This is a genomic window from Bacteroides caecicola (assembly GCF_023337095.1).
In the GTDB taxonomy this organism is placed as follows: Bacteria; Bacteroidota; Bacteroidia; order Bacteroidales; family Bacteroidaceae; genus Phocaeicola; species Phocaeicola gallinarum.
The window spans coordinates 172,425-195,618 of record NZ_JAMBLM010000002.1; the positions used below are offsets into that span (position 1 = coordinate 172,425).

Genomic DNA, 23,194 nt, shown 5'->3' on the forward strand with positions numbered 1-23,194 from the left:
AAAAGAATCCCGAAGCGTGTTCGAATGTTGCTTGAACCGCTTCGGGATTTCTTTTATAATCAATCGGTCAGGAAGCTGTATACTCCCTCGCCGTTATTTCTTAGTCACCACTTCGAAGATTTCGGCTGTACCTTCAAGGCTCAGCGAAACAACCTTGTCGCTTGCTATTTCTACCTTTGCGAAGGCGGTGTTGAGCATGGTTTCCGAAACCACCTTGCCGTCTTTATCCAACTGTTTGCAGGTTATGGGAGCTGACAGTTTGTTCATCAACAGTACGTAACCTTTCACGCCTTGAGGAACTTCAAACGTCAGCGTACCTTTGCTCAGGTAAGAGGTTTCCAGATTCTGGTCGAATGCAAACACCGCTTTGGCGGGTTCTTCTGCCTTGACAGCGAATCCCAAGTTATCGGGAGTAAGCGGATTTACCTCGAACGAACGTACGGAAGCGTAGTTCTTACGGTCGGAATCCAAACGGAGCAAGCGGATGTAACGCGCTTTCACAGCATCGCCCTTCCAGTTGATGTCGTACTGTTTGGTCAGTTCTTCGGTAAGCGGTTTCCATGTCTTTCCATCGGCCGAATACTGCACCACAGCGTGGTCGAAATAATCCACATCATCTACTGAGTTTCTACCCTGTATAATCGTAACCGCATTTACATCGCGTACGTCTCTCAAGTCTACGCCAATCCAGTCGTTCGGCTTCTGACCGATACCCGAAGTATAATGAGTATTCAGGTCATTATCAAGCATCAGTTTGCTGAGCACGGTTGTCGAGTTGCTGAACGAGCCGATTCCCTTATACTGTTTCGGAGTTTCGCCCGTCAGTTTTTTGAGGAATCCGAACGCCATGTCATCCATGATGTTCAGGTAGAAAGGTTGCAGCTTCAGCGTACCCGACTTGTGTTCTTCGAATGCCTTGCGGTCATCGGCATCCATCAGGTTCTGAACGTATTTGTTCCAGAAACCGGCATCGTCGTTACCGGCACGGTAAATGCGTGCCAACTCTATCGCCTGCTTGCCGCGCGTACCTAATTTGCCGAACTCTACCAGCCACGGACGTAACTCGCCTTTCAGCAAGTTATTGGAACATCCCTGCTCCATCTGTGCAGGCACTTTCTCGATGCGTTCAAATTCGTCTTCCAAAGCCTGAGCCGCTTGGTCTGACCAATCAGCCAACCGGAAAGTTTTCGTTTCCCACGATTCATCGCGGCGGTATCCCGTTTCCGTGTCACACGAGTGGATGGCAAAAGTCCGGTACGCTTCGCGTGCGTCGGGAGCCAGCTCGCCAAGTCCTCTTTCCCAGTTATCTATCGGGTTATAGGCAGCCACGTTCCACGTATAGTCTGCCACGCCATACAACGCAAGTTTCGATGCTTCACCATGCTCCATCGGGTTACTTACCACACCGCACGTTTCTTTGTCGGTAAGCGAAGTATCCAGTCCGTACACCGGTCCTTGAAGAAGGAAATTGCGTGCATAGTCGGTTACAGGATAGTTCCACCAATAGTAAGCCGGACGCTTGATACGTGAATCCACAAATTCCAATGTCTCCGGAGTCAGGTCGCTACAAACCACATCACCCGTCCAGAACACTTTGATTTCCGGATTCATCGTATTACCGTAAATGGCAAGACTGCCTTTCGGCGTGGGGTTTGCCCACAGCTTAGAGTAGTCGGTAGGACAAACGGTAAGCGGACTAACGTCTCCTTTTTCTTTCACGAACTCATCGGTCAGGCGGTTCAGCAACTCGGTTTGCTTGTAAGGATTGGTTCCCTCGCCTGAAATGTCATCAAAGAAAATAGCAAAATGACGCACGCCCAAGTCGTACATCAGATTAAACTTATTGACCAGATTGTTATAGTCTTCTTCGTTCCACTTGATGTCCTGTCCCGGATGGATTGCCCAAACAAAATCCACATAATTACGGTTACAAGCCTCTATCAGCTCTTTGATGTTTTGAGCTTCTTTTTCAGGATAAGGCAGACGCCAGTTCGGACAACTGTGATACGGGTCGTCTTTCGGTCCGTAAAGGTAAGTGTTCATTTTAAACTTGCCGTAGAAATCAATCAGCGACAGACGCACGGCGTGCGACCACGGCGTACCGTAAAATCCTTCTACCACTCCGCGGTTGGGCAAGTCGGGATAATCATTGATATCCATATACGGCAACTCACCGTCTTTCACTGCCGGGCTTTCCAGCAACTGGCGAAGAGTTTGAATACCATAAAAAGCTCCCCGCTCGTCATAACCAACGATGGTAACACCTTTTTTGTCGATACGCAGCATGTATGCGCCCGACACTTCTTTCACTCCAGCCTTTGCAGCAGCTTTGCCGCCGAAATCAACATTCAGCTTAACGCCTTTCTTGTCGAGGGTAGTAAAGCCAAAGGCATTGGCAAACTTATTCTGCTTGTCTTTCAAAGCAAACCCTTCAGAAACGTTCCATACATTGGCTCTATCGACCGTCATCCGGTGCGGCATCGGATTGACAATGAGACCCTGATGGTCTAATTTCTTACCCGTGACCGGCAAAACGTTCTGCACTTCCGATCGCTGAGACGACAGGTCAAACTCCGCCTCTTGAGCTGCCAAAGTGCCACACGCCATCGCGCAAGCAATCGCAGCTATCATCGATTTGTTACGACTTAAATACATACTCCTAAAATTTAAATATACACTAAATTTATAATTTACTTAATCTTTTCCCGAATCTTGCTAAGATAGGCGTGCATCCCCTCAGCATCTTTCCGGCTGATAATATCCAGCAGTTCGTTAAGCTCTGTGCGGATGCCTTCTACCTGTTCGGGGGTATGCGGGTTAAACAATATCTCTTGCAACAAGTAATCGTCTTCACTCAACACGCCTTTGGCTATGTCCATGTGACGCTTGAAAGTAGTACCCGGAGCGTCCTGATGCTTCATTACGGCAGCGAAGACAAAAGTAGACACGAAAGGAATGGAAAGCGAGTATGCCACCGTTTCGTCGTGTTCCTTAAACGTGTATTCAAAGATATTTAATCCCAAACGCTGATAGAGGTCTTTGAAAAAGATTTTCCCTAAATGGTCGCCTTCTTTAATGATGATGGCGTTTTCGGTACTCAGCTTATCAAGATTGGCAAACGTAGGGCCGAACATCGGGTGGGTAGACACGTAACGGAAGCCGCACGTATCGTAAAATTCCTTTAATCCGGTTTTAACCGAAGCTATATCGCTGATGATACAGTCTTTCGGAAGAACCGGAAGTACCTGATGAAAAGCATCGAGCGTATATTTCACTGTGGCGGCGTTAATCACCAGTTCCGGTTTAAACTCAGCGATTTCTTCCAACGAAGTAAACCGATAGCAGTTATACATAAACCGCAAGCGTTGGGGATTTACATCGTAAACAGCCGTTTCGTGCTCGAAACTCAATATGTCGGTAAAGAAGGAACCCATTTTTCCGGCTCCCAATATCAATATTCGCATTTATTCTTGATTTATATATTTATGGTTTATTTGTTAATGATTTCCATTTGCTGACGAACACTTTCTTCGTGAATCAGTTCAAAGACTTGCTTTACAAAATTAGCATCCATGCCACACAACGAACCTTGCGCACCGCGCTTGTCTAATATTTCATTGTAACGTCCGGTTTGAAGGATGGTCATGTTATGTTCTTTCTTGAAAGTACCGATTTCGCGGCATACACGCATACGTTTTGCAAGCACTTCCATCAGATCGTTATCACATTCGTCTATCTGCCGGCGCAGTTCGTTCAGGTTTTCGGTAGACTGGTGCTCGCTGCGGATAACCAACAGGTTTAAGATGTAATCTAATACATCGGGAGTAACCTGCTGAGAAGCGTCACTCCATGCTCCGTCGGGGTTACAATGAGATTCTACAATCAATCCGTCGAATCCCAAGTCCATAGCCTGCTGGCAAAGCGGAGCAATCAGTTCACGTTTTCCTCCGATGTGGCTGGGGTCGCACAATATCGGCAGATTCGGGATGCGGCGGCGCAATTCTATCGGAATATGCCATTGCGGAAGGTTACGGTATATTTTCTTGTCGTAAGACGAGAATCCGCGATGAATGGCTCCAATACGTTTCAGTCCGGCATTATTGATACGTTCCAATGCTCCAATCCACAGTTCCAAATCAGGGTTCACGGGATTCTTTATCAATATAGGAATGTCTACGCCTTTCAGTGCATCGGCTATTTCCTGTACGGCAAAGGGGTTTGCAGTAGTACGCGCACCTATCCACAACAGGTCGATACCTGCTTTCAGACATTCGTACACGTGTTTGGCAGTGGCAACCTCTGTGGTAACATACATACCGGTTTCTTTCTTCACTTCTTTCAGCCAAGCCAATCCCTCTACGCCGATCCCTTCGAAACCTCCCGGTTTTGTACGGGGTTTCCAGATTCCGGCACGGAATATTTTGATACCTTTGTCTGCCAACTGCTTGGCGGTAGACATTACTTGTTCTTCAGTTTCGGCGCTGCAAGGTCCTGCTATTACCAACGGACGTTCTTTAGATACGCCTTCCAATTCGATAGGTTGTAAATCAAGTTCCATATCTTTAAAGTTTTTAAGTATTCACATTCAGAGGACAAAACTTTCGTCAGTCCATAATCTTTTTAATACGGTTCAATGCCTCTGCCAGCTTATCTTCCTTTGCACAGAGCGAGATGCGGATGTAGCGTTTTCCGTTGCTGCCGAAAATAAATCCCGGCGTAATGAAAACGCGAGCCTCATGCAAAACTTTTTCTGTTAGTTCTTCTACATCGGCATAGCTGTCGGGAATGCGTCCCCACAAGAACATGCCCACCTGTTCGGGGTCGAACGTACAACCCAACGTGGTCATGATTTCTTCTGCCAGCCGGCGACGGCGACTGTACACTTCGTAGTTTGCTTCTTCATGCCACTCGGCACTGTTATGGTAGGCTTGGGCAGCAGCCAACTGCATGGGGCGGAATGTACCGGAGTCGATGTTACTCTTTATCTTCAATATCCATTGTACGAAGGTGGCATTGGTAGCCAGAAGCCCTACACGCCAACCGGGCATATTGTGGCTCTTACTCATTGAGTTAAACTCGATACAACATTCTTTTGCTCCCGGAACATTCAGAATACTAATCGGCTTGCGGTTCAGGATAAAGCTGTACGGATTATCGTTGACAATAACGATGTTATGACGGCGGGCAAAATCCACCAAACGCTCGTAAAGCTCCATCGTAGCATTGGCTCCCGTAGGCATATTCGGATAGTTGGTCCACATGATTTTCACGCGGCTCAAATCCATACGCTCCAGTTCCTCAAAGTCCGGTTGCCAGTGATTGTCTTCACGCAGGTTATAGTTCACTATCTCACTGCCTAAAATTTTGTTTAGCGAGGTATAGGTAGGATATCCCGGATTAGGTACCAATACTTGGTCGCCGGGATTTACCAGTGCCAGTGTCACGTGAAGTATTCCTTCCTTCGAACCGATAAGCGGTTGGATTTCCGTAGCCGGGTCAAGGTCTACATCGTACCAGCGTTTATACCAGTCTGCCATCGCCTTGCGCAGTTCGGGTATCCCCACCGTGGGCTGATAACCGTGGGCGTCGGGCTTACGGGCATTTTCACACAATACATCGATGGTTTCGGGCGAAGGCGGCAGGTCGGGACTTCCGATACCCAGACTGATCACGTCTTTACCTTCGGCGTTCATCTTTGCCACTTCTTTCAGCTTGCGGCTGAAATAATATTCGCTTACGCTTGCCAAACGGTCGGCAGGCTGTATATTATATGGTTGATTCTCCTTCTGCATATTCTCCTAATATTTTAAGTGCTTTAGTCAATGGGGTTACGGCGTCGATAGACTGTTTATAGCGCAAATAGTCGTTAAACATCACATCGACGTAAAACATATATTCCCATTCGCGTCCGATGATGGGCAACGACTGGATTTTGGTCAGGTTTATTTTATAGAACGAAAAGATAGACAATACTTGCGACAAACTGCCTTCGCTGTGAGGTAATGAAAATACGATATTCGCCTTGTTTACCTTCGAACGGTCTTTCAGTTCGTCTGCCAGCCACGGATCACAAATCACCAGAAAACGGGTAAAATTATGCTTGTTTGTCTCAATGCCTTCCTGCAAAATTTTCATGCCATACAGTTGGGCAGCATATTTCGAACAAATGGCAGCATGTCCTTTCAGTCCTTTTTCTTTTATATCACGTGCGCTTGCTGCAGTATCTTCGGTTTCTACCACCTTCAACTGCGGATGGTGTTGCAAGAAGTCACGACATTGCGCCAACGCCACCGGGTGAGAATTCACCTCGGTCAGTGTCCCCCACTCTTCACCGGGCAAACACATAATGCTGTGACTGATACGGAGTTTATGCTCTCCGATAATCGTTGCACCACTTTCGCGCAACAATTCATAATTATGGAGCAGGCTTCCTGCAATGGTATTCTCGATGGCTATCAAGCCCAATACGTTACTGTCTTTGCGCATCTGTTCGAACACCTCCTCGAACGTATTACAACAAATCAGCTCTATTTCTTCGTCTTTGAAATATTTATGGGCTGCAATGTCGTGATACGAACCCGGAACGCCTTGTATCGCTACTCTCTTCATTTTCATAATGCTTTCTTAACGTTAAAAAAAAGTCCCGCTTTCTTACGGAAGCGGGACTTTGAAATCTATCTATCGTATTACAATTTTATTCAATTATACACGCACAAACTCCCGCTTCACTTCATTGCTAAAGTAAAAGTAATAAAAGGAAAAGAAGAAGTAAGTCGCAATTGTTTTCATTGTTGTTATTTTGTTATGGTTTACGTTGCAAAAGTAATAATTTTCTTGAACAAACAAATATTTTGCAAACTTTTTCTCATATTTTTTTTCGACTCAAACAGACTTCTTCTTTTTTGTATTACCTTTATCCTTCGATTTACGTCCGTACAGACGTATGTTCCATCAATCCGGAAGTGAGAAATAAATCCGACAATTCAATAAACCAATAATTACTGATTTTACAATGAAGTATAATTTCGATGAAGTGATAAACCGAGCCGGAACAAGCGCAGAAAAAGTAGACGGCATGAAAGAGATTTGGGGACGGACGGACTTGATACCGCTCTGGGTGGCAGACATGGATTTTGCCACGCCGCCGTATGTCATCAACGCCATCCGCAAACGTTGCGAACATCCTATTTTAGGTTATACCGCCAAACCTGAAAGTTATTACCGGGCGATTACCGACTGGGTAAAGCGACGTTACGGCATGGAAATTGAAACGAAACACCTGAACTATGTGCCGGGTATCGTACCGGGGCTGGGCATGGCGCTGAACTGTTTCACCCGCCCGGAAGAGAAGGTCATGATTATGCCTCCGGTGTATCATCCTTTCGCGTGGTTAGTAAAACGGAACAACCGCCGTTTGGTGGAATGCCCGCTGCAACTTACCGACGGTCATTACCGTATGGACTTAGAGGCTTTCCGCCGCAACATCGAGGGGGTGCGTGTATTCATCCTCTGTAATCCACATAACCCCGGAGGAGTGGTATGGACGGAAGAAGAACTGAACGCCGTAGCCGACATTTGTGCCGAGCATCACGTGATTGTGTTCTCCGACGAAATCCATGCCGACCTTACGCTTCCTCCTTACCGGCATCGTCCGTTCGCCATGATTTCGGAACGCGCCAGAAATAATTCGGTTACGTTCATGGCTCCCAGCAAGGCGTTCAACATGCCGGGGATGGCGGCTTCGCATACCATTATATATAACGACAGTCTGCGCCGGCAGTTCCGTACTTATTTGGATGCGGGCGAGCTGGATATGGGGCACGTATTGGCATATCCGGCAGTAGAAGCGGCTTACACACAGGGCGAAGAGTGGTTGGAGCAGTGTCTGGCATACATTCAGGGAAACATTGATTACATCGACGATTTCCTCAAGACGCATACGCCGAAGATAAAGGCTATGCGTCCGCAGGCTTCTTATTTAATATGGTTAGACTGCCGCGAATTGGGATTGACGCACGACGAACTGAATGATTTCTTCGTCTCGAAGGCAGGATTGGCACTGAACGATGGGGAGATGTTCGGCAAGGAAGGGGCTGGCTTCATGCGGCTGAACGCAGGTTGCCCGCGTTCGGTGCTGGAGCAGGCGATGAAGCAACTCCGAACAGCTTACGAAGGTTTGGATTCTTGATCAGTACACACGCAGGCACGCCCGAAAGCGTGCCTGTATTATTTCTGTTTATTTAAGTGCAAAAACGATTGGGATAGTATACTTACAACGTACCTCTTTCCCCTTGTCTTTACCCGGAGTCCATTTAGGCATTTCCCGAATAACCCGCATGGCTTCGTTGTCTAAAGTTTCATTCACGCTGCGAAGCACCTTTATGTTGCTCACCGCTCCGTCTTTCTCTATAACAAATTGCAGGACAACCCGTCCTTGCCATGCATTTTTCATGGCTTCCTCCGGATAACTGACATTTTTCGATATGAATTCTAACAGAGCTTTATATCCGCCGGGAAATTCCGGCATTACTTCTGCCACCTCCAGTATGTCCTCTTCCGCTGAAGATGCTTCCGGTATAGCCTGCCCTTCCCCTACTTCAGCCACAGACACTGTCACGTTGGAAGATTCCGAAGGTACAGGTTGCTCTTTACCCGGCTCAGCCTCAACCGCAACTTTTTCCGGATTTTCTTGAACAGCCTCATCTGCCGGCTTGGTTTCGGAAGTACACGATACGTTTCCGGCTACCAGCAGGGCGAAAGCCGGGAGAGCGAACAGCACATACTTCAGATGCGCCGCGCCGTTGGTTTGCTTTTTGTTCATCATGATAATACGTTCTTTAAGGTGAGTGAAATTGAAATGATTCGACAATCCGATTTCAGGAAAACTGCATACCGCCTGTAACAGATGGTATTGATAATGGCGGGGAGCAACGCCCGACGCAATGACGCTGCGGTCGGCAAGGTACTCCAGATTGCGGCGCACCTCCTGCCTTACTAACCACGCGAAAGGATTCCACCAACAAATAGCGGTCAGCGCCTCCATCAGCAGGATATCTACCGAATGCCATTGGCGGACGTGTGCCAACTCGTGTGTCAGTACCTCTTTTACTTCATCGGGCTTCACCGAGTCTTTGCAGACGAATATCCATCCGAAGAAAGAAAATGCACCGGAAGGCTCTTGCAGGTAACGCACCCGCACCCCTTCCAGAACCCCTGAGGGGCTTATTCGGGCAAGCCGGAAAAGGCTGATTAACTGGATTAAAATTCTACCGCAAAGACACACCATTCCTACCCATAGGACGAGGGAACACAAGCGGTAGAATCCTACCGTTCTTCCCATAGAGTTCAGAGGCGTTACCAACACCTCCGGCAGAGCCAGTGTTTCGTAGTAATCTGCCACCCGGGTAACTGCCGTCTGCCCCTGCATCCAGTCGCTCATACCCACCCACGGGAGCAGGAAAGAAAGTACAGGTAACAAGAGCAACACTACCCTGCGCCACACCAAAAAGGTATCGCGGCAGCAGAACAATTTATAAAATGCATAAAACAGCGCTATACCTGCATTTACTTGGAGCAGATAGATAAACTCAGTAGCCATATCGGGTGTAAATTAGTACGGTTATTTTTCTTTTCCTTTCTCTATCAGGTTGATGATTTCTTTCAAATCGTCGACCGATACTTTCTGTTCTTTGGCGAAAAAAGAAACCATCTCTTTATACGAATCGGCGAAATAATTCTGCACGAAAGTGCCTACCGATGTTTTTTTATACTCGCTCTGAAGAACCAGCGGGGTGTACTGGTATGTATTTCCATACCGCTTCGCTTCCACAAAGCCTTTCCGCTTCAGGTTGTTGACAATAGACGCTACCGTAGTATAAGGCGGACGGGGTTCGGCATATTGATTTACTATATCTTTTATAAAACATGCCCCTATCCGCCAGATGTAGCGCATTACTTCTTCTTCTTGTATTGTTAATCGTTCCATGCTATATATAAGTTAATTACGAACTTTTCGCAAATCTACGATTTTTTCGTAATAAAACAAATCTTTTTATGTGAAATAATATAATCATCTGCCTTTAACGCAAAAAACACGGCTGATACAGGCAGTGCGGCTTTGTTTGTACCGCATCTGTCCGTATCAACCGTGTTACTATATAATTGAACGAGATGTCTTACCCGACGGGATTATTTATATTCATCCCAACCTTTGATGGCGATATCGTCAATCGTCATGGTGCAGAACGCATTGATAAATGCACTGGCAAGACGGGCGTTGGTTATCAAAGGAATATTCAAGTCGATGGCTGCACGGCGAATCTTGTAACCGTTATCCAGCTCTCCTGCCGACAAGTCGCGCGGGATGTTCACCACCATGTCTATCTCTTTGTTATGCAACATTTCCAACGCTTGCGGATGACCTTCTTCGCTGGGCCAGAACACGCGCGTATTTTCCACGCCGTTTTCGGTCAGGAATTTAGACGTACCGCCCGTAGCGAAAATGTTATACCCTTTAGCCTTCAATGCTTGAGCCGCTTGCAGCATATCCACTTTCTGCTTGGGCGCACCGGTAGACATAAGGATGTTTTTCTGCGGGATACGGTAGCCAACAGACAACATGGCTTTCAGAACAGCACATGAGGTGTCTTCGCCGATACATCCTACCTCGCCTGTCGATGCCATATCCACGCCCAACACCGGGTCGGCTTTCTGCAAACGGTTGAATGAGAACTGGCTGGCTTTGATTCCCACGTAATCCAATTCGAACAAGTTCTTTTCGGGCTTCTCTACCGGAATACCCAGCATCACTTTCGTGGCAAGCTCGATGAAGTTTATCTTCAGCACTTTGCTTACGAACGGGAATGAACGGCTGGCACGCAAGTTACACTCGATAACCTTGATGTCGTTTTCGCGGGCAAGGAACTGGATATTGAACGGTCCGGAGATGTTCAGTTCTTTGGCAATCTGACGGGAAATACGCTTGATGCGGCGCACCGTTTCAACATACAGCTTTTGAGGCGGGAACTGGATGGTTGCGTCTCCGGAATGTACGCCGGCAAACTCGATATGCTCGGAAATTGCGTATGCCACGATTTCGCCGTTTTGAGCCACTGCGTCCATTTCCACTTCCTTTGCATGTTCGATAAACTGGCTCACCACAACCGGGTGTTTCTTCGATACGTTGGCTGCCAACTGAAGGAAACGTTCCAGCTCTTCTTGGTTGGAGCATACATTCATAGCCGCTCCCGACAACACGTACGACGGACGAACCAGCACAGGGAATCCCACCTTTTCGATAAAGGCATTGATATCTTCCATCGAAGTCAACGCGCTCCATTCAGGCTGGTCGACACCGATACGGTCGAGCATTGCCGAGAACTTGTCACGGTCTTCCGCATTGTCGATGCTCTTGGCAGACGTACCGAGGATGTTTACTTTCTGAGCATCCAGACGAAGAGCAAGGTTGTTCGGAATCTGACCACCCGTAGAAACGATTACACCGTGCGGGTTCTCCAAGTCGAGGATATCCATCACACGCTCGAAAGTCAGCTCGTCGAAGTACAGACGGTCGCACATATCGTAGTCCGTAGAAACGGTTTCGGGGTTGTAGTTAATCATAACCGAACGGTATCCTTCCTTACGGATGGTGTTCAGCGCCTGCACGCCGCACCAGTCGAATTCTACCGACGAACCGATGCGATAAGCTCCCGAACCCAGTACCACAATACTCTTATGATCGCCTAAATAATGAACATCGTTAGCCACGCCGCTGTAAGTAAGATACAGATAGTTTGTCTGTGCCGGATATTCCGCAGCCAGCGTATCAATCTGTTTCACCACTGGAACAATGCCTACGCTCTTGCGGTAACGACGCACCTCAAGAATGCCGTCTTCCATATCGCCTTGATAACCAATCGCACGGGCTACTTGGAAATCGGAGAATCCCTGACGTTTTGCTTTATACAGCAGGTCTTGCGGGAGCTGGGCGATTTGGTTGTGATTGTTTCCCCAATCGTTCAGCTCTTTTGAAGTCTGCATGATGTTTTCCAACTTATAGAGGAACCACTTGTCAATCTTGGTCAACTCGTGAATCTGGTCAACGGTATATCCCGCACGCATAGCCTTTGAGATTACAAAGATACGTTTGTCGGTCGGCTCGCGCAACGCCTTGTCGATGTCAGCGATAACCAGTTCTTTGTTCTCTACAAAGCCGTGCATTCCCTGACCAATCATGCGCAAACCTTTCTGAATGGCTTCTTCAAACGTGCGTCCGATAGCCATCACCTCACCCACAGACTTCATACTTGAACCCAATTCGCGGTCTACGCCGTGGAATTTACCCAAGTCCCAACGCGGAATCTTACAAACCACGTAGTCTAATGCCGGTTCGAAGAATGCCGAAGTGGTCTTAGTAACCGAGTTCTTCAGGTCGAACAGTCCGTAACCCAAACCTAACTTCGCAGCCACGAATGCCAACGGATAACCCGTGGCTTTAGAAGCAAGCGCAGACGAACGAGACAGACGTGCGTTGACTTCGATTACGCGGTAATCTTCTGATTCGGGGTCGAAAGCATACTGCACATTACATTCTCCTACGATACCGATGTGACGGATGATGCGGATGGCAAGCTCACGCAACTTATGGTATTCGCTGTTTGTCAACGTCTGGCTCGGAGCGATAACGATACTTTCACCCGTGTGGATTCCCAGCGGGTCGAAGTTCTCCATGTTGCAGACCGTGATACAGTTGTCGAAACGGTCGCGCACCACTTCGTACTCCACTTCCTTCCATCCTTTCAAGCTCTTTTCCACCAATACTTGCGGAGAAAACGAGAATGCTTTTTCGGCAAGTACGTTCAGCTCGTCTTCATTGTCGCAAAAACCACTACCGAGTCCGCCCAGCGCATAAGCCGCACGGATGATAACGGGATAGCCCAAATCACGGGCAGCCTGACGTGCCTGTTCGATGTTCTCGCAAGCCTCGCTCTTTATGGTTTTGACATTTATCTCATCGAGTTTCTTTACAAATAACTCACGGTCTTCGGTATCCATGATAGCCTGAACGGGCGTACCGAGTACCTGCACATCGTACTTCTCGAATACGCCTGCACGATACAGTTCCACACCGCAGTTAAGCGCTGTCTGTCCTCCGAACGACAACAACACGCCGTCGGGACGTTCTTTTGCAATCACCTTCTCTACGAAATACGGAGTAACGGGAAGGAAATAGATACGGTCGGCAACCCCTTCCGAAGTCTGCACCGTGGCGATATTAGGATTGATAAGAACGGTTTGAATACCTTCTTCTTTCAACGCCTTGAGCGCCTGCGAGCCGGAGTAATCAAACTCACCTGCCTCTCCGATTTTCAAGGCTCCGGAACCTAACAACAATACTTTCTTTATATTTTCTTTCATAATAGCTTTCGTTAAAGTATGAGAATTAATAAACTGTGGATAACGGTTAGAGAAGTTTCACGAACTCATCAAACAAAAACTCGGTATCCGTAGGACCGCTGGCTGCTTCGGGATGGAACTGCGCCGAGAACCACGGATTCTGTTTGTGACGGATTCCTTCGTTCGACCCGTCGTTCATATTGATGAAAAGCGGTTCCCAATCTGCCCCCAGCGTATTGTTGTCTACGGCGTAACCGTGATTCTGACTGGTGATGAAACATTTTTCCGTACCCACCATACGCACCGGCTGATTGTGGCTGCGGTGACCATACTTCAACTTATAAATCTTGGCTCCCCCTGCTTTCGACAAAAGCTGGTTTCCCATACAGATACCGAAGATAGGCAACTTTTCATTCTGCATAGCCTTACGGATATTCTGCACAGCCTCATCGCAGGTGTCCGGATCACCGGGACCGTTTGAGATGAACAGTCCGTCGAATTCCAGTCCGTTGAAATCATAGTTCCACGGAACACGGATAATCTCTACGTCGCGCTTCAGCAGACAGCGGATGATGTTCGCTTTCACGCCACAGTCAACAAGCACCACTTTCTTCTTGCCTTCTCCTTCGTTATACCGAATCACCTCTTTACATGACACCTTATCAACATAATTCACACCCGCATAAGTAGCTTCGGGGATGTTATCCGGCTCATCGTCGAAAACAATTTTCCCCATCATTACGCCATGCTCGCGCAATACCTTTGTCAGCTCGCGCGTGTCTATACCCGTAATACCCGGTATCTGCTCTCTTTTCAACCAGTCGGCAAGACTTTCTACCGCGTTCCAGTGATTATACTTCTCGCTGTAATCGCTCACGATAATTGCCTCTGCATGAATTTTTTCACTCTCCATAAAAGTAGGCAGTCCGTTGGCCTCGATGGTAAACGGAGGTACACCATAGTTTCCTACAAGCGGATAAGTAAGCGTCATCAACTGTCCCGCATACGAGGGGTCTGTAAGGCTTTCGGGATATCCGGTCATGGCTGTATTAAACACAACCTCGCCCGCTACGGGCTTTTCGTAGCCGAACGACTTGCCGCTGAATCGGCTCCCGTCGTCAAGGATAAGGGTTACGTTTCTCATTAATTCGTTCTGTTAGTATGTTGTTATCTTTTTATAAATATCATCGGAAGTCAAAACGTGTAGTTCTGTTCTATATAGTCGATAAATGCCTGATTAACCAACTTCACGCCGCCCGGAGTGGGATAATCACCGCTAAAGTACCAGTCGCCTTCGTGCGACGGACATGCTTCATGCAATCCATCCAGTGTTTGGTAGACTATCTCTACTTTCGCCTGTGTTCCGGCAGGGGTGAGCAGTTCTACCATCTTGGCAGAAACTTCTTCGTCGGTAAACGGTGCATAGATTTCTTTCACATAGTTTACCATCTGTTCTTTCGGCAAACCCAGTTGGGCTTTCGATTTGCGGTATGCCGACTCGATGGTATCACGCATCCCCCGCTCTTCCAGCAGGGCGATGGCTGCACGGAAAGCGATAAACTGCTCCATGCTTGCCATGTCTATTCCATAATAATCGGGGTAACGCACTTGCGGAGAAGAGGATACGATGACGATTTTCTTCGGATGCAAACGGTCGAGGATGCTGATGATACTTTGCTTCAGGGTAGTACCGCGCACGATGCTGTCGTCGATAATCACCAGATTGTCTTCGTAAGGAATCAGACTTCCGTACGTAATATCATATACATGGGCGGCAAGGTCGTTGCGGGTGTTTCCTTCGGCGATGAATGTACGCAGCTTAATGTCTTTTATAGCCACCTTCTCGCTGCGGATACGCTGCGAAAGAATTTGCTCCAGCTCTGTATGGCTGGGCTTATGCCCCAAAGCCTCGATGCGCTGTACTTTCAACTGGTTCAAATAGTTGTCAAAGCCCTCCAACATGCCGTAAAAGGCTACTTCCGCCGTATTGGGAATAAACGAGAACACGGTATGAACCACGTCATAATCAACAGCTTTCAGTATCGGGTCCACCAGTTTTTTACCTAACAGCTTGCGTTCGCGGTAGATGTCGATGTCGCTGCCCCGGCTGAAATAAATACGCTCAAACGAGCAAGCCTTTTTCACCTTCGGCTCGTTTATCTGTGCAAGGTGCATCTCTCCCTTTTTATTAACAAGGATAGCCTGCCCCGGCTGTAACTCATGGATGCTGTCGACAGGAACATTCAGCGCCGTCTGGATAACCGGACGCTCCGATGCCAACACCATAATCTCATCGTCCATATACCAAAAGCCCGGACGGATGCCCCACGGGTCTCTCACGGCAAAGGTTTCTCCGCTACCGGTCAGTCCGCAGATAACATATCCCCCGTCCCACTTCGGAGTAGAGGTTTTCAGTACATTGGTCAGGTCGATGCGGTCTTCTATCGCATGGGTAATAGCCATGCCTTCCAGTCCCTCCGCCTTACATTCATTATATAACCGTTCCACTTCGCGGTCGAGGCGATGCCCCACCTGCTCCAACATGATATACGTATCGGCATACTTGCGCGGATGCTGACCGAAAGCTGTAATGTCTGCAAAAATCTCGTCGACATTGGTCAGATTGAAATTACCGCACAGCGCAAGGTTTTTCGCCCGCCAGTTATTGCGGCGCAAAAACGGATGGACGTACGATATTCCGCTCTTTCCCGTAGTAGAATAGCGCAAATGCCCCATATAAAGTTCTCCCGCAAACGGAAGGCATGTCTTGGCATATTCGGCATCGCTCATCTGTTCGGGTGTCAGATCGCGGAATTGCGAATGCACGGTGCTGAAGATTTCGGTTATCGCCCCCGCGCCCAACGCACGCTCGCGGAACATATATTCCTCTCCCGGATTTGCCTGTAATTTCACGCAAGCCAGCCCTGCCGCTTCCTGTCCGCGGTTATGCTGTTTTTCCATCATCAGATACAGCTTGTTCAGTCCATACATCCACGTGCCGTACTTTTCCTGATAATACTCCAAAGGTTTCAGCAGACGTATCAGCACGACCCCGCATTCATGTTTCAGTGGTTCCATAATTTCGTCTTATCGTTTAGTTTGCCTCTTCATAAATAAAAAAAATACCTGAATTACTGAAAAGTAATTTCAGGTATTAATTCTTATCCAATTCCCTATATTTATAAAAAAAACTACACATTGCGTCTTCCTATAATTCGGGATGCAAAGATAATAGTTTTGGCAGACACAAGAAAATGTTTCTCAAAAATAATTTATCGCAGAATAAACACTACCGCAAAGACGACTCATCCCTTGCGGTAGAAAGGGTGAGTTGTTCGAATAGAAACAGGCAACGCTACCGCTTGCGTTTTAATAAAAAAACTGCTGTCTTTTCTACCTGTTAATCAACGAATTAATTTTGGGTAGAAATAGACAGCAGCCTCAGTGTATATACGGGGTATGTATTATGCTTTCTTGATGTAGTCTACAATCCAAGCACCAACTTCTTTTGTTCCGTATTTCGCTCCGCCTTCTACTTGGATTTCAGGAGTGCGTACGCAAGCATCCAACGAGGCATCAACGGCACGACGAATCAGTGCACCTTCTTCTTTGCAGTCGAAATACTCGAACAGCATGGCTACGGAAAGGATTTGTGCCAGCGGATTGGCGATGTTCAGTCCCTTAGCCTGCGGCCATGAGCCGTGGATGGGCTCGAACACCGGCGTGCTTTCTCCGGTAGATGCCGAGGGAAGCAGTCCCATCGAACCGCTGATGCAAGAGCCTTCATCGGTCAGGATGTCGCCGAAGGTGTTTTCGGTTACCATGACATCGAAGAATGTGGGTTCTTGAATCATGCGCATCGCAGCGTTATCGACGAACATGTAGTCGGTGGTGACTTCGGGATATTTGGGAGCCATCTCCTGTGCAATCTGCCGCCACAACCGAGAAGAAGCCAATACGTTTGCCTTATCAACCACGGTGAGGTGTTTGCGGCGTTTCATGGCGTACTCGAATCCTACTTTCAGGATGCGTTCTATCTCCGGGCGGGTGTAATAATTCGTGTCGTACGCCTTATCATTGTCTTGGTATTTCTCGCCGAAGTACATACCTCCGGTCAGTTCGCGTATGCAGAGAAAATCGGCTCCCTCTACCAGCTCGGCACGAAGCGGAGACTTATGAAGCAGGCATTTAAAGGTTTGTACCGGACGGATGTTGGCAAACAATCCCAACTTTTTACGCATCGCCAGCAATCCCTGTTCGGGACGCACTTTCGCCGTAGGGTCATTATCGAACTTCGGGTCGCCTACCGCCGAAAACAATACGGCATCAGCCTCCTTACAGATACGGTAAGTATCTTCAGGGAACGGGTCGCCCACCTCGTCGATGGCATGTGCGCCGCAAAGTGCGTATTTATAACTAACTGTATGGTTAAACTTCTCACAAACGGCAGTCATCACATCTACGCCCTGAACCGAAATTTCAGGTCCGATGCCATCGCCGGCTAATACTGCAATTTTAAAATCCATGTTTTTTCTTCGTTTTAGGTTCTTATCGAGTAGGCTTACTCTTCTATTATATTCAACATCTTAATGGTTGCCTTGATTGCCGCTTCGGTCTGGTCGGCATCCAGCCCACGGGTACGGAACTCACGGTTATCGTAATTCCACGTGATAACGGTTTGCACAAACGCATCGGTGCGTCCGCCGGGCGGAATCGTCACGGCATAATTGGTAAGCATGGGGAATTTGCGGTTGAGCGTTCCCTTATAAATCTTACGGAGCGCACGCACGAAAGCGTCGTACTGTCCGTCGCCGGATGAACTCTCTTGATATACCTTTCCGTTGATTTCGATACTCAGCGTAGCCATCGGTTTCAGTCCTTGAGCCAGCGTAACGAAGTAGCTCAACAGTTTTACCTTGTTCTGCGCCCCGTCGTGTTTCAACACATCGCTGATGATGTAGGGCAGGTCTTCTTGCGTCACCAATTCCTTGCGGTCGCCCAGTTCGATGATACGTTCGGTTACTTTCCGCATCGAATCCTCGTCAAGCTCCAGCCCCAGACTCTCCAAGTTCTTGCGGATGTTTGCTTTCCCCGAAGTCTTTCCCAACGCATACTCACGCACCCTGCCGAAACGTTCGGGCAGCAGATCGTTACAATACAGGTTGTTTTTATTGTCGCCATCGGCATGTACTCCCGCCACCTGCGTAAACACGCTCTCGCCCACGATGGGCTTGTTGGCAGGAATCGTTACGCCGGAATACGACTCTACCACGCGGCTAACGTCGTTCAAGCGGCTCTCGTCGATATTCGTTATGGCATGGAAATGGTCTTTCAAGATAGCCTGTACGCTGGCGAGAGGGGCGTTACCGGCGCGTTCCCCCAATCCGTTGATGGTGGTATGCAGTCCCTTTACGCCGCTCAACACGGCAGCCAACACATTGCTTACTGCCAAATCATAATCATTATGGGCATGGAAATCGAAATGCAAATCAGGATAACGTTTTTTCATCTTGCGCATGAACTCTATGACTTGCAAGGGGTTCAGTATGCCCAACGTATCGGGCAGCATAAAACGCTTGATTCCCGTATCCCGCAGTCCGTCTACCAACCCGAACACATAATCGGGCGAATCCTTAATGCCGTTGCTCCAATCCTCTAAATAGACATTTACGTCCATATCGCGCTCATGAGCATAGGCAACCACGCTGCGTATGTCTTCGATGTGTTCGTCCAGCGTCTTTTGCAGTTGGTACTTACAGTGCTTTTCCGAACCCTTCGTGAGCAAATTAATGACGCGGCATCCCGCATCGTGTATCCAATCGACCGACACCTTGCCGTCGACAAATCCCAACACTTCCACCCGAGGCAGCATGTTACGTCGTGCCGCCCAGTCGCATATCATCTTCACCGCACCAAACTCTCCTTCAGACACACGTGCTGAAGCCACTTCGATACGGTCGACTTTCAAATCTTCGAGCAACAAGCGGGCTATCATTAACTTTTCATGGGGCACGAACGAAACGCCGCTGGTCTGTTCACCGTCGCGCAACGTCGTGTCCATGATTTCTATTCTCGGATGATTCTCCATATAAGCAGTTTATTTACGTGCCTCTTCGAAGGCTTCTATTTTACTTTTATTCTCTACCAGAAAATCAATGTCGTCCAGTCCGTTCATCAAACAATGTTTCTTATAGGCATTGATTTCGAAGGTCTCCGATTTTCCGGTTGCCTTGTTCGTTATGGTCTGCTCAGGCAGATTTACTTCAACCTCTGTTTTAGGGTCGGAATAAATCGAATCGAACAATTCTTTCAGAAATCCTTCGCTCACTACTACCGGAAGCACAAAGTTATTCAGCTCGTTATTTTTATGGATGTCGGCAAAAAAACTTGAAACCACCACGCGGAAACCGTAACCGGCAATCGCCCACGCTGCATGTTCGCGGCTGGAACCGCTACCGAAGTTTTTTCCTGCCACTAAAATTTCACCGCTGTAAGTAGGATTGTTCAATACAAAATCCTTATTCAACGAACCATCGGGATTATAACGCCAGTCGCGGAACAGATTATCGCCGAAAAACTTCTCATCGCGTGTAGTGGCTTTCAGGAAACGAGCCGGGATGATTTGGTCTGTATCTACATTCTCTAAAGGCAAAGGCACACAAGTGCTTGTTATGATATTAAATTTCTGTTTCATAATGTCATGATAAAATTACATTAATGTTCTGGGGTCGGTAATCACACCTGTTACAGCGGCAGCGGCAGCAGTCAGCGGACTTGCCAGCAGGGTACGAGAACCCGGTCCCTGACGTCCTTCGAAATTACGGTTACTCGTCGATACAGCGTATTTGCCTGCCGGAATCTTATCGTCGTTCATCGCCAGACAAGCCGAGCATCCGGGCTGACGGATTTCAAAACCGGCAGCTTCCAACACCTTGTCTAACCCTTCCTCGCGAATCTGTTCGTCGACCATCCATGAGCCGGGAACCAACCATGCGATGATGTTATCGGCTTTCTTCCGTCCTTTTACGATGGAAGCGAAAGCACGGAAGTCTTCAATACGTCCGTTGGTACATGCACCGAGGAATACGTAATCAACCTTCTTGCCCAACAACGATTCACCCGGCTCAAAGCCCATGTATTTCATTGATTTTTCAAACGAACCTTTTTCTACATCACTCATTCCTTCGGTAGTAGGGATATGCGCCGTAACTGCCATGCCCATACCCGGATTCGTGCCATACGTAATCATCGGCTGGATATCGGCTGCATCGTAACGCACTTCTTTATCGAATACGGCATCGTCGTCGCTCTTCAATGTTTTCCAGTAAGCAAGCGCCTTGTCCCATTCTTCGCCTTTCGGAGCATATTCACGCCCCTTAATGTATTCGAAAGTCACCTCATCGGGAGCAATCATACCGCCACGCGCTCCCATTTCGATAGACAGGTTACACAGCGTAAGGCGTCCTTCCATCGTCAGGCTGCGGATTGCTTCTCCGGCATACTCTACGAAGTATCCCGTAGCACCACTGGTGGTCATCTTCGACATCATATACAAGGCCACGTCTTTAGCCGTTACCCCTTTTCCCAGCGTACCGTCAATCGTGATACGCATCGTTTTCGGGCGAGACTGCAAGATACATTGCGAAGCCATTACCATCTCAACCTCGCTGGTTCCGATACCGAAAGCAATCGCTCCCATTGCCCCGTGAGTAGAGGTATGCGAGTCGCCGCAAACAATGGTCATGCCCGGCAAAGTCAGCCCGCGTTCCGGACCTACTACGTGGATAATACCGTTTTTCTTGTTCATCATCCCGAAGTGTGTCAGGCCGAAATCGGCGGCATTTTTCGCCAAAGCGTCTACCTGCGCTTTCGATACGGGGTCTTCAATAGGTTTATCTTGGTCATGAGTAGGCGTATTGTGGTCGGGCATACAATAGATACGCTCCGGACGGAAACACTTCAACCCCCTCGCACGCAATCCGGCAAAAGCCTGCGGACTGGTTACTTCATGACAGTAAAGTCTGTCTATATATAATTGTGTAGGTCCTTCTTTCACCTCCTGCACTACATGTGCATCCCAAATCTTGTCAAATAATGTGTTAGCCATTTTTTCTCGTTTCGTTATTTTCTGAATTTGTTGATACAATCAATGTAAGCCTCTACCGAAGCGGCAATGATGTCGGTATTTGCACCGAAGCCGTAATACATCTGTCCGTCATACTCTACCTGCATGTGAACTTTACCTACATCGTCACTTCCTTTGCTGATAGCCTGAATGGTAAATTCTTTCAGCGTCATCTGGCGTTTTATAATCTGCTTCACCGCTTTGATGGCAGCGTCTACCGGACCGTTTCCTGTGGCTGCCGCTTCAAAATGTTCTCCAGAAATATTCAATCCCAAGCTGGCAACCGAACGAACTCCTACCCCACTCGTCACCTGAAGATACTCTAACTTAATATGATGGTTTACGTTACGGTCTGCTCCCGCCAGAACCAGAATATCATCGTCGGTAATATCTTTTTTCTTGTCGGCAAGTTTCAAGAAGTCTTCGTACACCTTATCCAGTTTCTCCTGAGTCATTTCAACCCCCAGCACATGCAGACGATGTTTCAATGCTGCACGTCCGCTACGTGCCGTCAGTACGATGGCGTTATCATCAATACCCACATCTTTCGGGTTGATAATTTCATAAGTCTGTACATTCTTCAACACACCGTCTTGGTGAATACCCGAAGAGTGGGCAAACGCATTGCGTCCTACGATTGCCTTATTGGGCTGAACCGGCATGTTCATCAGACTGGAAACCATTCGGCTGGTAGGATAAATCTTCTGGGTATTGATATTCGTATCAATATGAATGTCTTTATGACAACGTAATATCATTGCCACCTCTTCCAGCGAAGTATTTCCCGCACGCTCACCAATTCCGTTTATTGTAACTTCTACCTGACGCGCACCGTTCAACACTCCGTTGATGGTATTGGCCGTAGCCATACCCAAATCGTTATGACAGTGGGTAGAAATTATCGCTTTGTCAATGCCGTCTACATGCTCCATCAGATATTTTATCTTGGCACCGTATTCATCCGGCAAGCAATAGCCCGTAGTATCGGGAATATTCACCACGGTAGCCCCCGCCTTGATCACAGCTTCGACCACACGAGCCAGATATTCATTTTCAGTACGTCCGGCATCTTCGGCATAAAACTCTACATCGTCTACATATTTACGGGCATATTTTACAGCCGCCACCGCACGTTCGATGATTTCCTCGCGGGTGGAATTAAACTTGTATTTGATATGCGGGTCGGAAGTTCCGATACCTGTATGGATGCGTTTGTGTTTGGCATATTTCAAAGCATCGGCAGCTACATCGATATCTTTTTGAACGGCACGGGTCAATGCACAAATAGTAGGCCATGTTACTGCCTTTGATATTTCAATCACCGAATTAAAATCTCCCGGACTTGAAACCGGAAATCCAGCTTCAATAACGTCCACTCCCAACGCTTCCAGTTGTTTCGCTACCTGAATCTTTTCTACGGTATTCAACTGACAACCGGGAACCTGTTCCCCATCGCGAAGCGTAGTGTCGAAAATAAATAATCTGTCACTCATAGTCTGATTGCTTTTATCTTTTTATCATTTGTTACTTCAAAAAAAAGCCTTTCGCACAAGGAAGTGAGAAAGGCTTTATATCATTTTTGTTTTTACATCTAACAATTATATGCACACGACTCACTTCCCACCGGGGTTTCCAGTAGATTAATCAAACCGCATAGCAAAATATGTAAAAACA

The 23,194-nt window shown here is 47.7% G+C and carries 16 protein-coding genes; 1 reads left to right on the top strand and 15 read right to left on the bottom strand.

Annotation, left to right across the window (positions count from 1 at the left end):
• Positions 1-93: 93 nt before the first annotated feature.
• From M3085_RS02435 to M3085_RS02455, 5 genes are read right to left on the bottom strand one after another with little or no spacing between them, the layout of a single operon-like run.
• Positions 94-2,655, bottom strand: coding sequence for a beta-N-acetylglucosaminidase domain-containing protein (locus M3085_RS02435; protein ID WP_249052212.1), 2,562 nt, complete (start codon positions 2,653-2,655; stop codon positions 94-96).
• A 35-nt stretch (positions 2,656-2,690) separates the two neighbouring features.
• Positions 2,691-3,464, bottom strand: a complete 774-nt coding sequence (locus M3085_RS02440; protein WP_191710401.1) for a prephenate dehydrogenase — start codon at positions 3,462-3,464, stop codon at positions 2,691-2,693.
• Between the two features lie 26 nt (positions 3,465-3,490).
• Positions 3,491-4,558 carry a bifunctional 3-deoxy-7-phosphoheptulonate synthase/chorismate mutase type II gene (locus M3085_RS02445; RefSeq protein WP_178255682.1) on the bottom strand — a complete coding sequence of 356 codons (1,068 nt, stop codon included), beginning with the start codon at positions 4,556-4,558 and terminating at the stop codon, positions 3,491-3,493.
• Between the two features lie 46 nt (positions 4,559-4,604).
• Positions 4,605-5,792 carry a pyridoxal phosphate-dependent aminotransferase gene (locus tag M3085_RS02450; protein ID WP_178255683.1) on the bottom strand — a complete coding sequence of 396 codons (1,188 nt, stop codon included), beginning with the start codon at positions 5,790-5,792 and terminating at the stop codon, positions 4,605-4,607.
• Positions 5,767-6,609: a prephenate dehydratase gene (locus tag M3085_RS02455; RefSeq protein ID WP_178255714.1), complete on the bottom strand. Its 843-nt coding sequence runs from the start codon at positions 6,607-6,609 to the stop codon at positions 5,767-5,769. Before M3085_RS02455 ends, M3085_RS02450 begins: the two co-directional genes overlap by 26 nt.
• A gap of 403 nt (positions 6,610-7,012) precedes the next feature.
• Between M3085_RS02455 and M3085_RS02460 the strand changes: the two genes are divergently transcribed.
• Complete coding sequence (locus M3085_RS02460; RefSeq protein ID WP_249052213.1) at positions 7,013-8,188, top strand: MalY/PatB family protein; 1,176 nt, start codon at positions 7,013-7,015, stop codon at positions 8,186-8,188.
• 48 nt (positions 8,189-8,236) lie between these two features.
• Here the strand turns inward: M3085_RS02460 and M3085_RS02465 are convergent, their stop codons facing one another.
• The 10 genes from M3085_RS02465 to M3085_RS02510 all read right to left on the bottom strand — a co-directional run bounded on the left by M3085_RS02465 (position 8,237) and on the right by M3085_RS02510 (position 23,013).
• Complete coding sequence (locus M3085_RS02465; protein ID WP_249052214.1) at positions 8,237-9,598, bottom strand: M56 family metallopeptidase; 1,362 nt, start codon at positions 9,596-9,598, stop codon at positions 8,237-8,239.
• A 21-nt stretch (positions 9,599-9,619) separates the two neighbouring features.
• Positions 9,620-9,985, bottom strand: a complete 366-nt coding sequence (locus tag M3085_RS02470) for a BlaI/MecI/CopY family transcriptional regulator (protein ID WP_178255686.1) — start codon at positions 9,983-9,985, stop codon at positions 9,620-9,622.
• A 203-nt stretch (positions 9,986-10,188) separates the two neighbouring features.
• Complete coding sequence (gene carB / locus M3085_RS02475) at positions 10,189-13,416, bottom strand: carbamoyl-phosphate synthase (glutamine-hydrolyzing) large subunit (protein ID WP_191710397.1); 3,228 nt, start codon at positions 13,414-13,416, stop codon at positions 10,189-10,191.
• 46 nt (positions 13,417-13,462) lie between these two features.
• Positions 13,463-14,539, bottom strand: a complete 1,077-nt coding sequence (carA, locus tag M3085_RS02480) for a glutamine-hydrolyzing carbamoyl-phosphate synthase small subunit (protein WP_178255688.1) — start codon at positions 14,537-14,539, stop codon at positions 13,463-13,465.
• A 50-nt stretch (positions 14,540-14,589) separates the two neighbouring features.
• On the bottom strand, positions 14,590-16,473 hold the full coding sequence (locus M3085_RS02485; protein ID WP_178255689.1) for an amidophosphoribosyltransferase: 1,884 nt from the start codon (positions 16,471-16,473) through the stop codon (positions 14,590-14,592).
• Positions 16,474-16,859: 386 nt separating this feature from the next.
• Complete coding sequence (gene leuB, locus M3085_RS02490; RefSeq protein ID WP_178255690.1) at positions 16,860-17,921, bottom strand: 3-isopropylmalate dehydrogenase; 1,062 nt, start codon at positions 17,919-17,921, stop codon at positions 16,860-16,862.
• Between the two features lie 35 nt (positions 17,922-17,956).
• Entirely contained in the window at positions 17,957-19,483 is a 1,527-nt protein-coding gene (locus tag M3085_RS02495; RefSeq protein WP_178255691.1) for an alpha-isopropylmalate synthase regulatory domain-containing protein, read from the bottom strand.
• Positions 19,484-19,492: 9 nt separating this feature from the next.
• A complete protein-coding gene (gene leuD / locus M3085_RS02500; RefSeq protein WP_191710395.1) occupies positions 19,493-20,089 on the bottom strand; it encodes a 3-isopropylmalate dehydratase small subunit in 597 nt (198 codons plus the stop codon).
• A 15-nt stretch (positions 20,090-20,104) separates the two neighbouring features.
• On the bottom strand, positions 20,105-21,502 hold the full coding sequence (gene leuC, locus M3085_RS02505) for a 3-isopropylmalate dehydratase large subunit (RefSeq protein ID WP_178255693.1): 1,398 nt from the start codon (positions 21,500-21,502) through the stop codon (positions 20,105-20,107).
• 14 nt (positions 21,503-21,516) lie between these two features.
• Positions 21,517-23,013, bottom strand: a complete 1,497-nt coding sequence (locus M3085_RS02510; RefSeq protein ID WP_178255694.1) for a 2-isopropylmalate synthase — start codon at positions 23,011-23,013, stop codon at positions 21,517-21,519.
• Positions 23,014-23,194: the final 181 nt, after the last annotated feature.

Bases quoted from the DNA above. Each gene is read 5' to 3' on its own strand.
- M3085_RS02435 (WP_249052212.1), bottom strand. From the start codon at position 2,655: ATGTATTTAAGTCGTAACAAATCGATGATAGCTGCGATTGCTTGCGCG.
- M3085_RS02440 (WP_191710401.1), bottom strand. From the start codon at position 3,464: ATGCGAATATTGATATTGGGAGCCGGAAAAATGGGTTCCTTCTTTACC.
- M3085_RS02445 (WP_178255682.1), bottom strand. From the start codon at position 4,558: ATGGAACTTGATTTACAACCTATCGAATTGGAAGGCGTATCTAAAGAA.
- M3085_RS02450 (WP_178255683.1), bottom strand. From the start codon at position 5,792: ATGCAGAAGGAGAATCAACCATATAATATACAGCCTGCCGACCGTTTG.
- M3085_RS02455 (WP_178255714.1), bottom strand. From the start codon at position 6,609: ATGAAGAGAGTAGCGATACAAGGCGTTCCGGGTTCGTATCACGACATT.
- M3085_RS02460 (WP_249052213.1), top strand. From the start codon at position 7,013: ATGAAGTATAATTTCGATGAAGTGATAAACCGAGCCGGAACAAGCGCA.
- M3085_RS02465 (WP_249052214.1), bottom strand. From the start codon at position 9,598: ATGGCTACTGAGTTTATCTATCTGCTCCAAGTAAATGCAGGTATAGCG.
- M3085_RS02470 (WP_178255686.1), bottom strand. From the start codon at position 9,985: ATGGAACGATTAACAATACAAGAAGAAGAAGTAATGCGCTACATCTGG.
- carB (WP_191710397.1), bottom strand. From the start codon at position 13,416: ATGAAAGAAAATATAAAGAAAGTATTGTTGTTAGGTTCCGGAGCCTTG.
- carA (WP_178255688.1), bottom strand. From the start codon at position 14,539: ATGAGAAACGTAACCCTTATCCTTGACGACGGGAGCCGATTCAGCGGC.
- M3085_RS02485 (WP_178255689.1), bottom strand. From the start codon at position 16,473: ATGGAACCACTGAAACATGAATGCGGGGTCGTGCTGATACGTCTGCTG.
- leuB (WP_178255690.1), bottom strand. From the start codon at position 17,921: ATGGATTTTAAAATTGCAGTATTAGCCGGCGATGGCATCGGACCTGAA.
- M3085_RS02495 (WP_178255691.1), bottom strand. From the start codon at position 19,483: ATGGAGAATCATCCGAGAATAGAAATCATGGACACGACGTTGCGCGAC.
- leuD (WP_191710395.1), bottom strand. From the start codon at position 20,089: ATGAAACAGAAATTTAATATCATAACAAGCACTTGTGTGCCTTTGCCT.
- leuC (WP_178255693.1), bottom strand. From the start codon at position 21,502: ATGGCTAACACATTATTTGACAAGATTTGGGATGCACATGTAGTGCAG.
- M3085_RS02510 (WP_178255694.1), bottom strand. From the start codon at position 23,013: ATGAGTGACAGATTATTTATTTTCGACACTACGCTTCGCGATGGGGAA.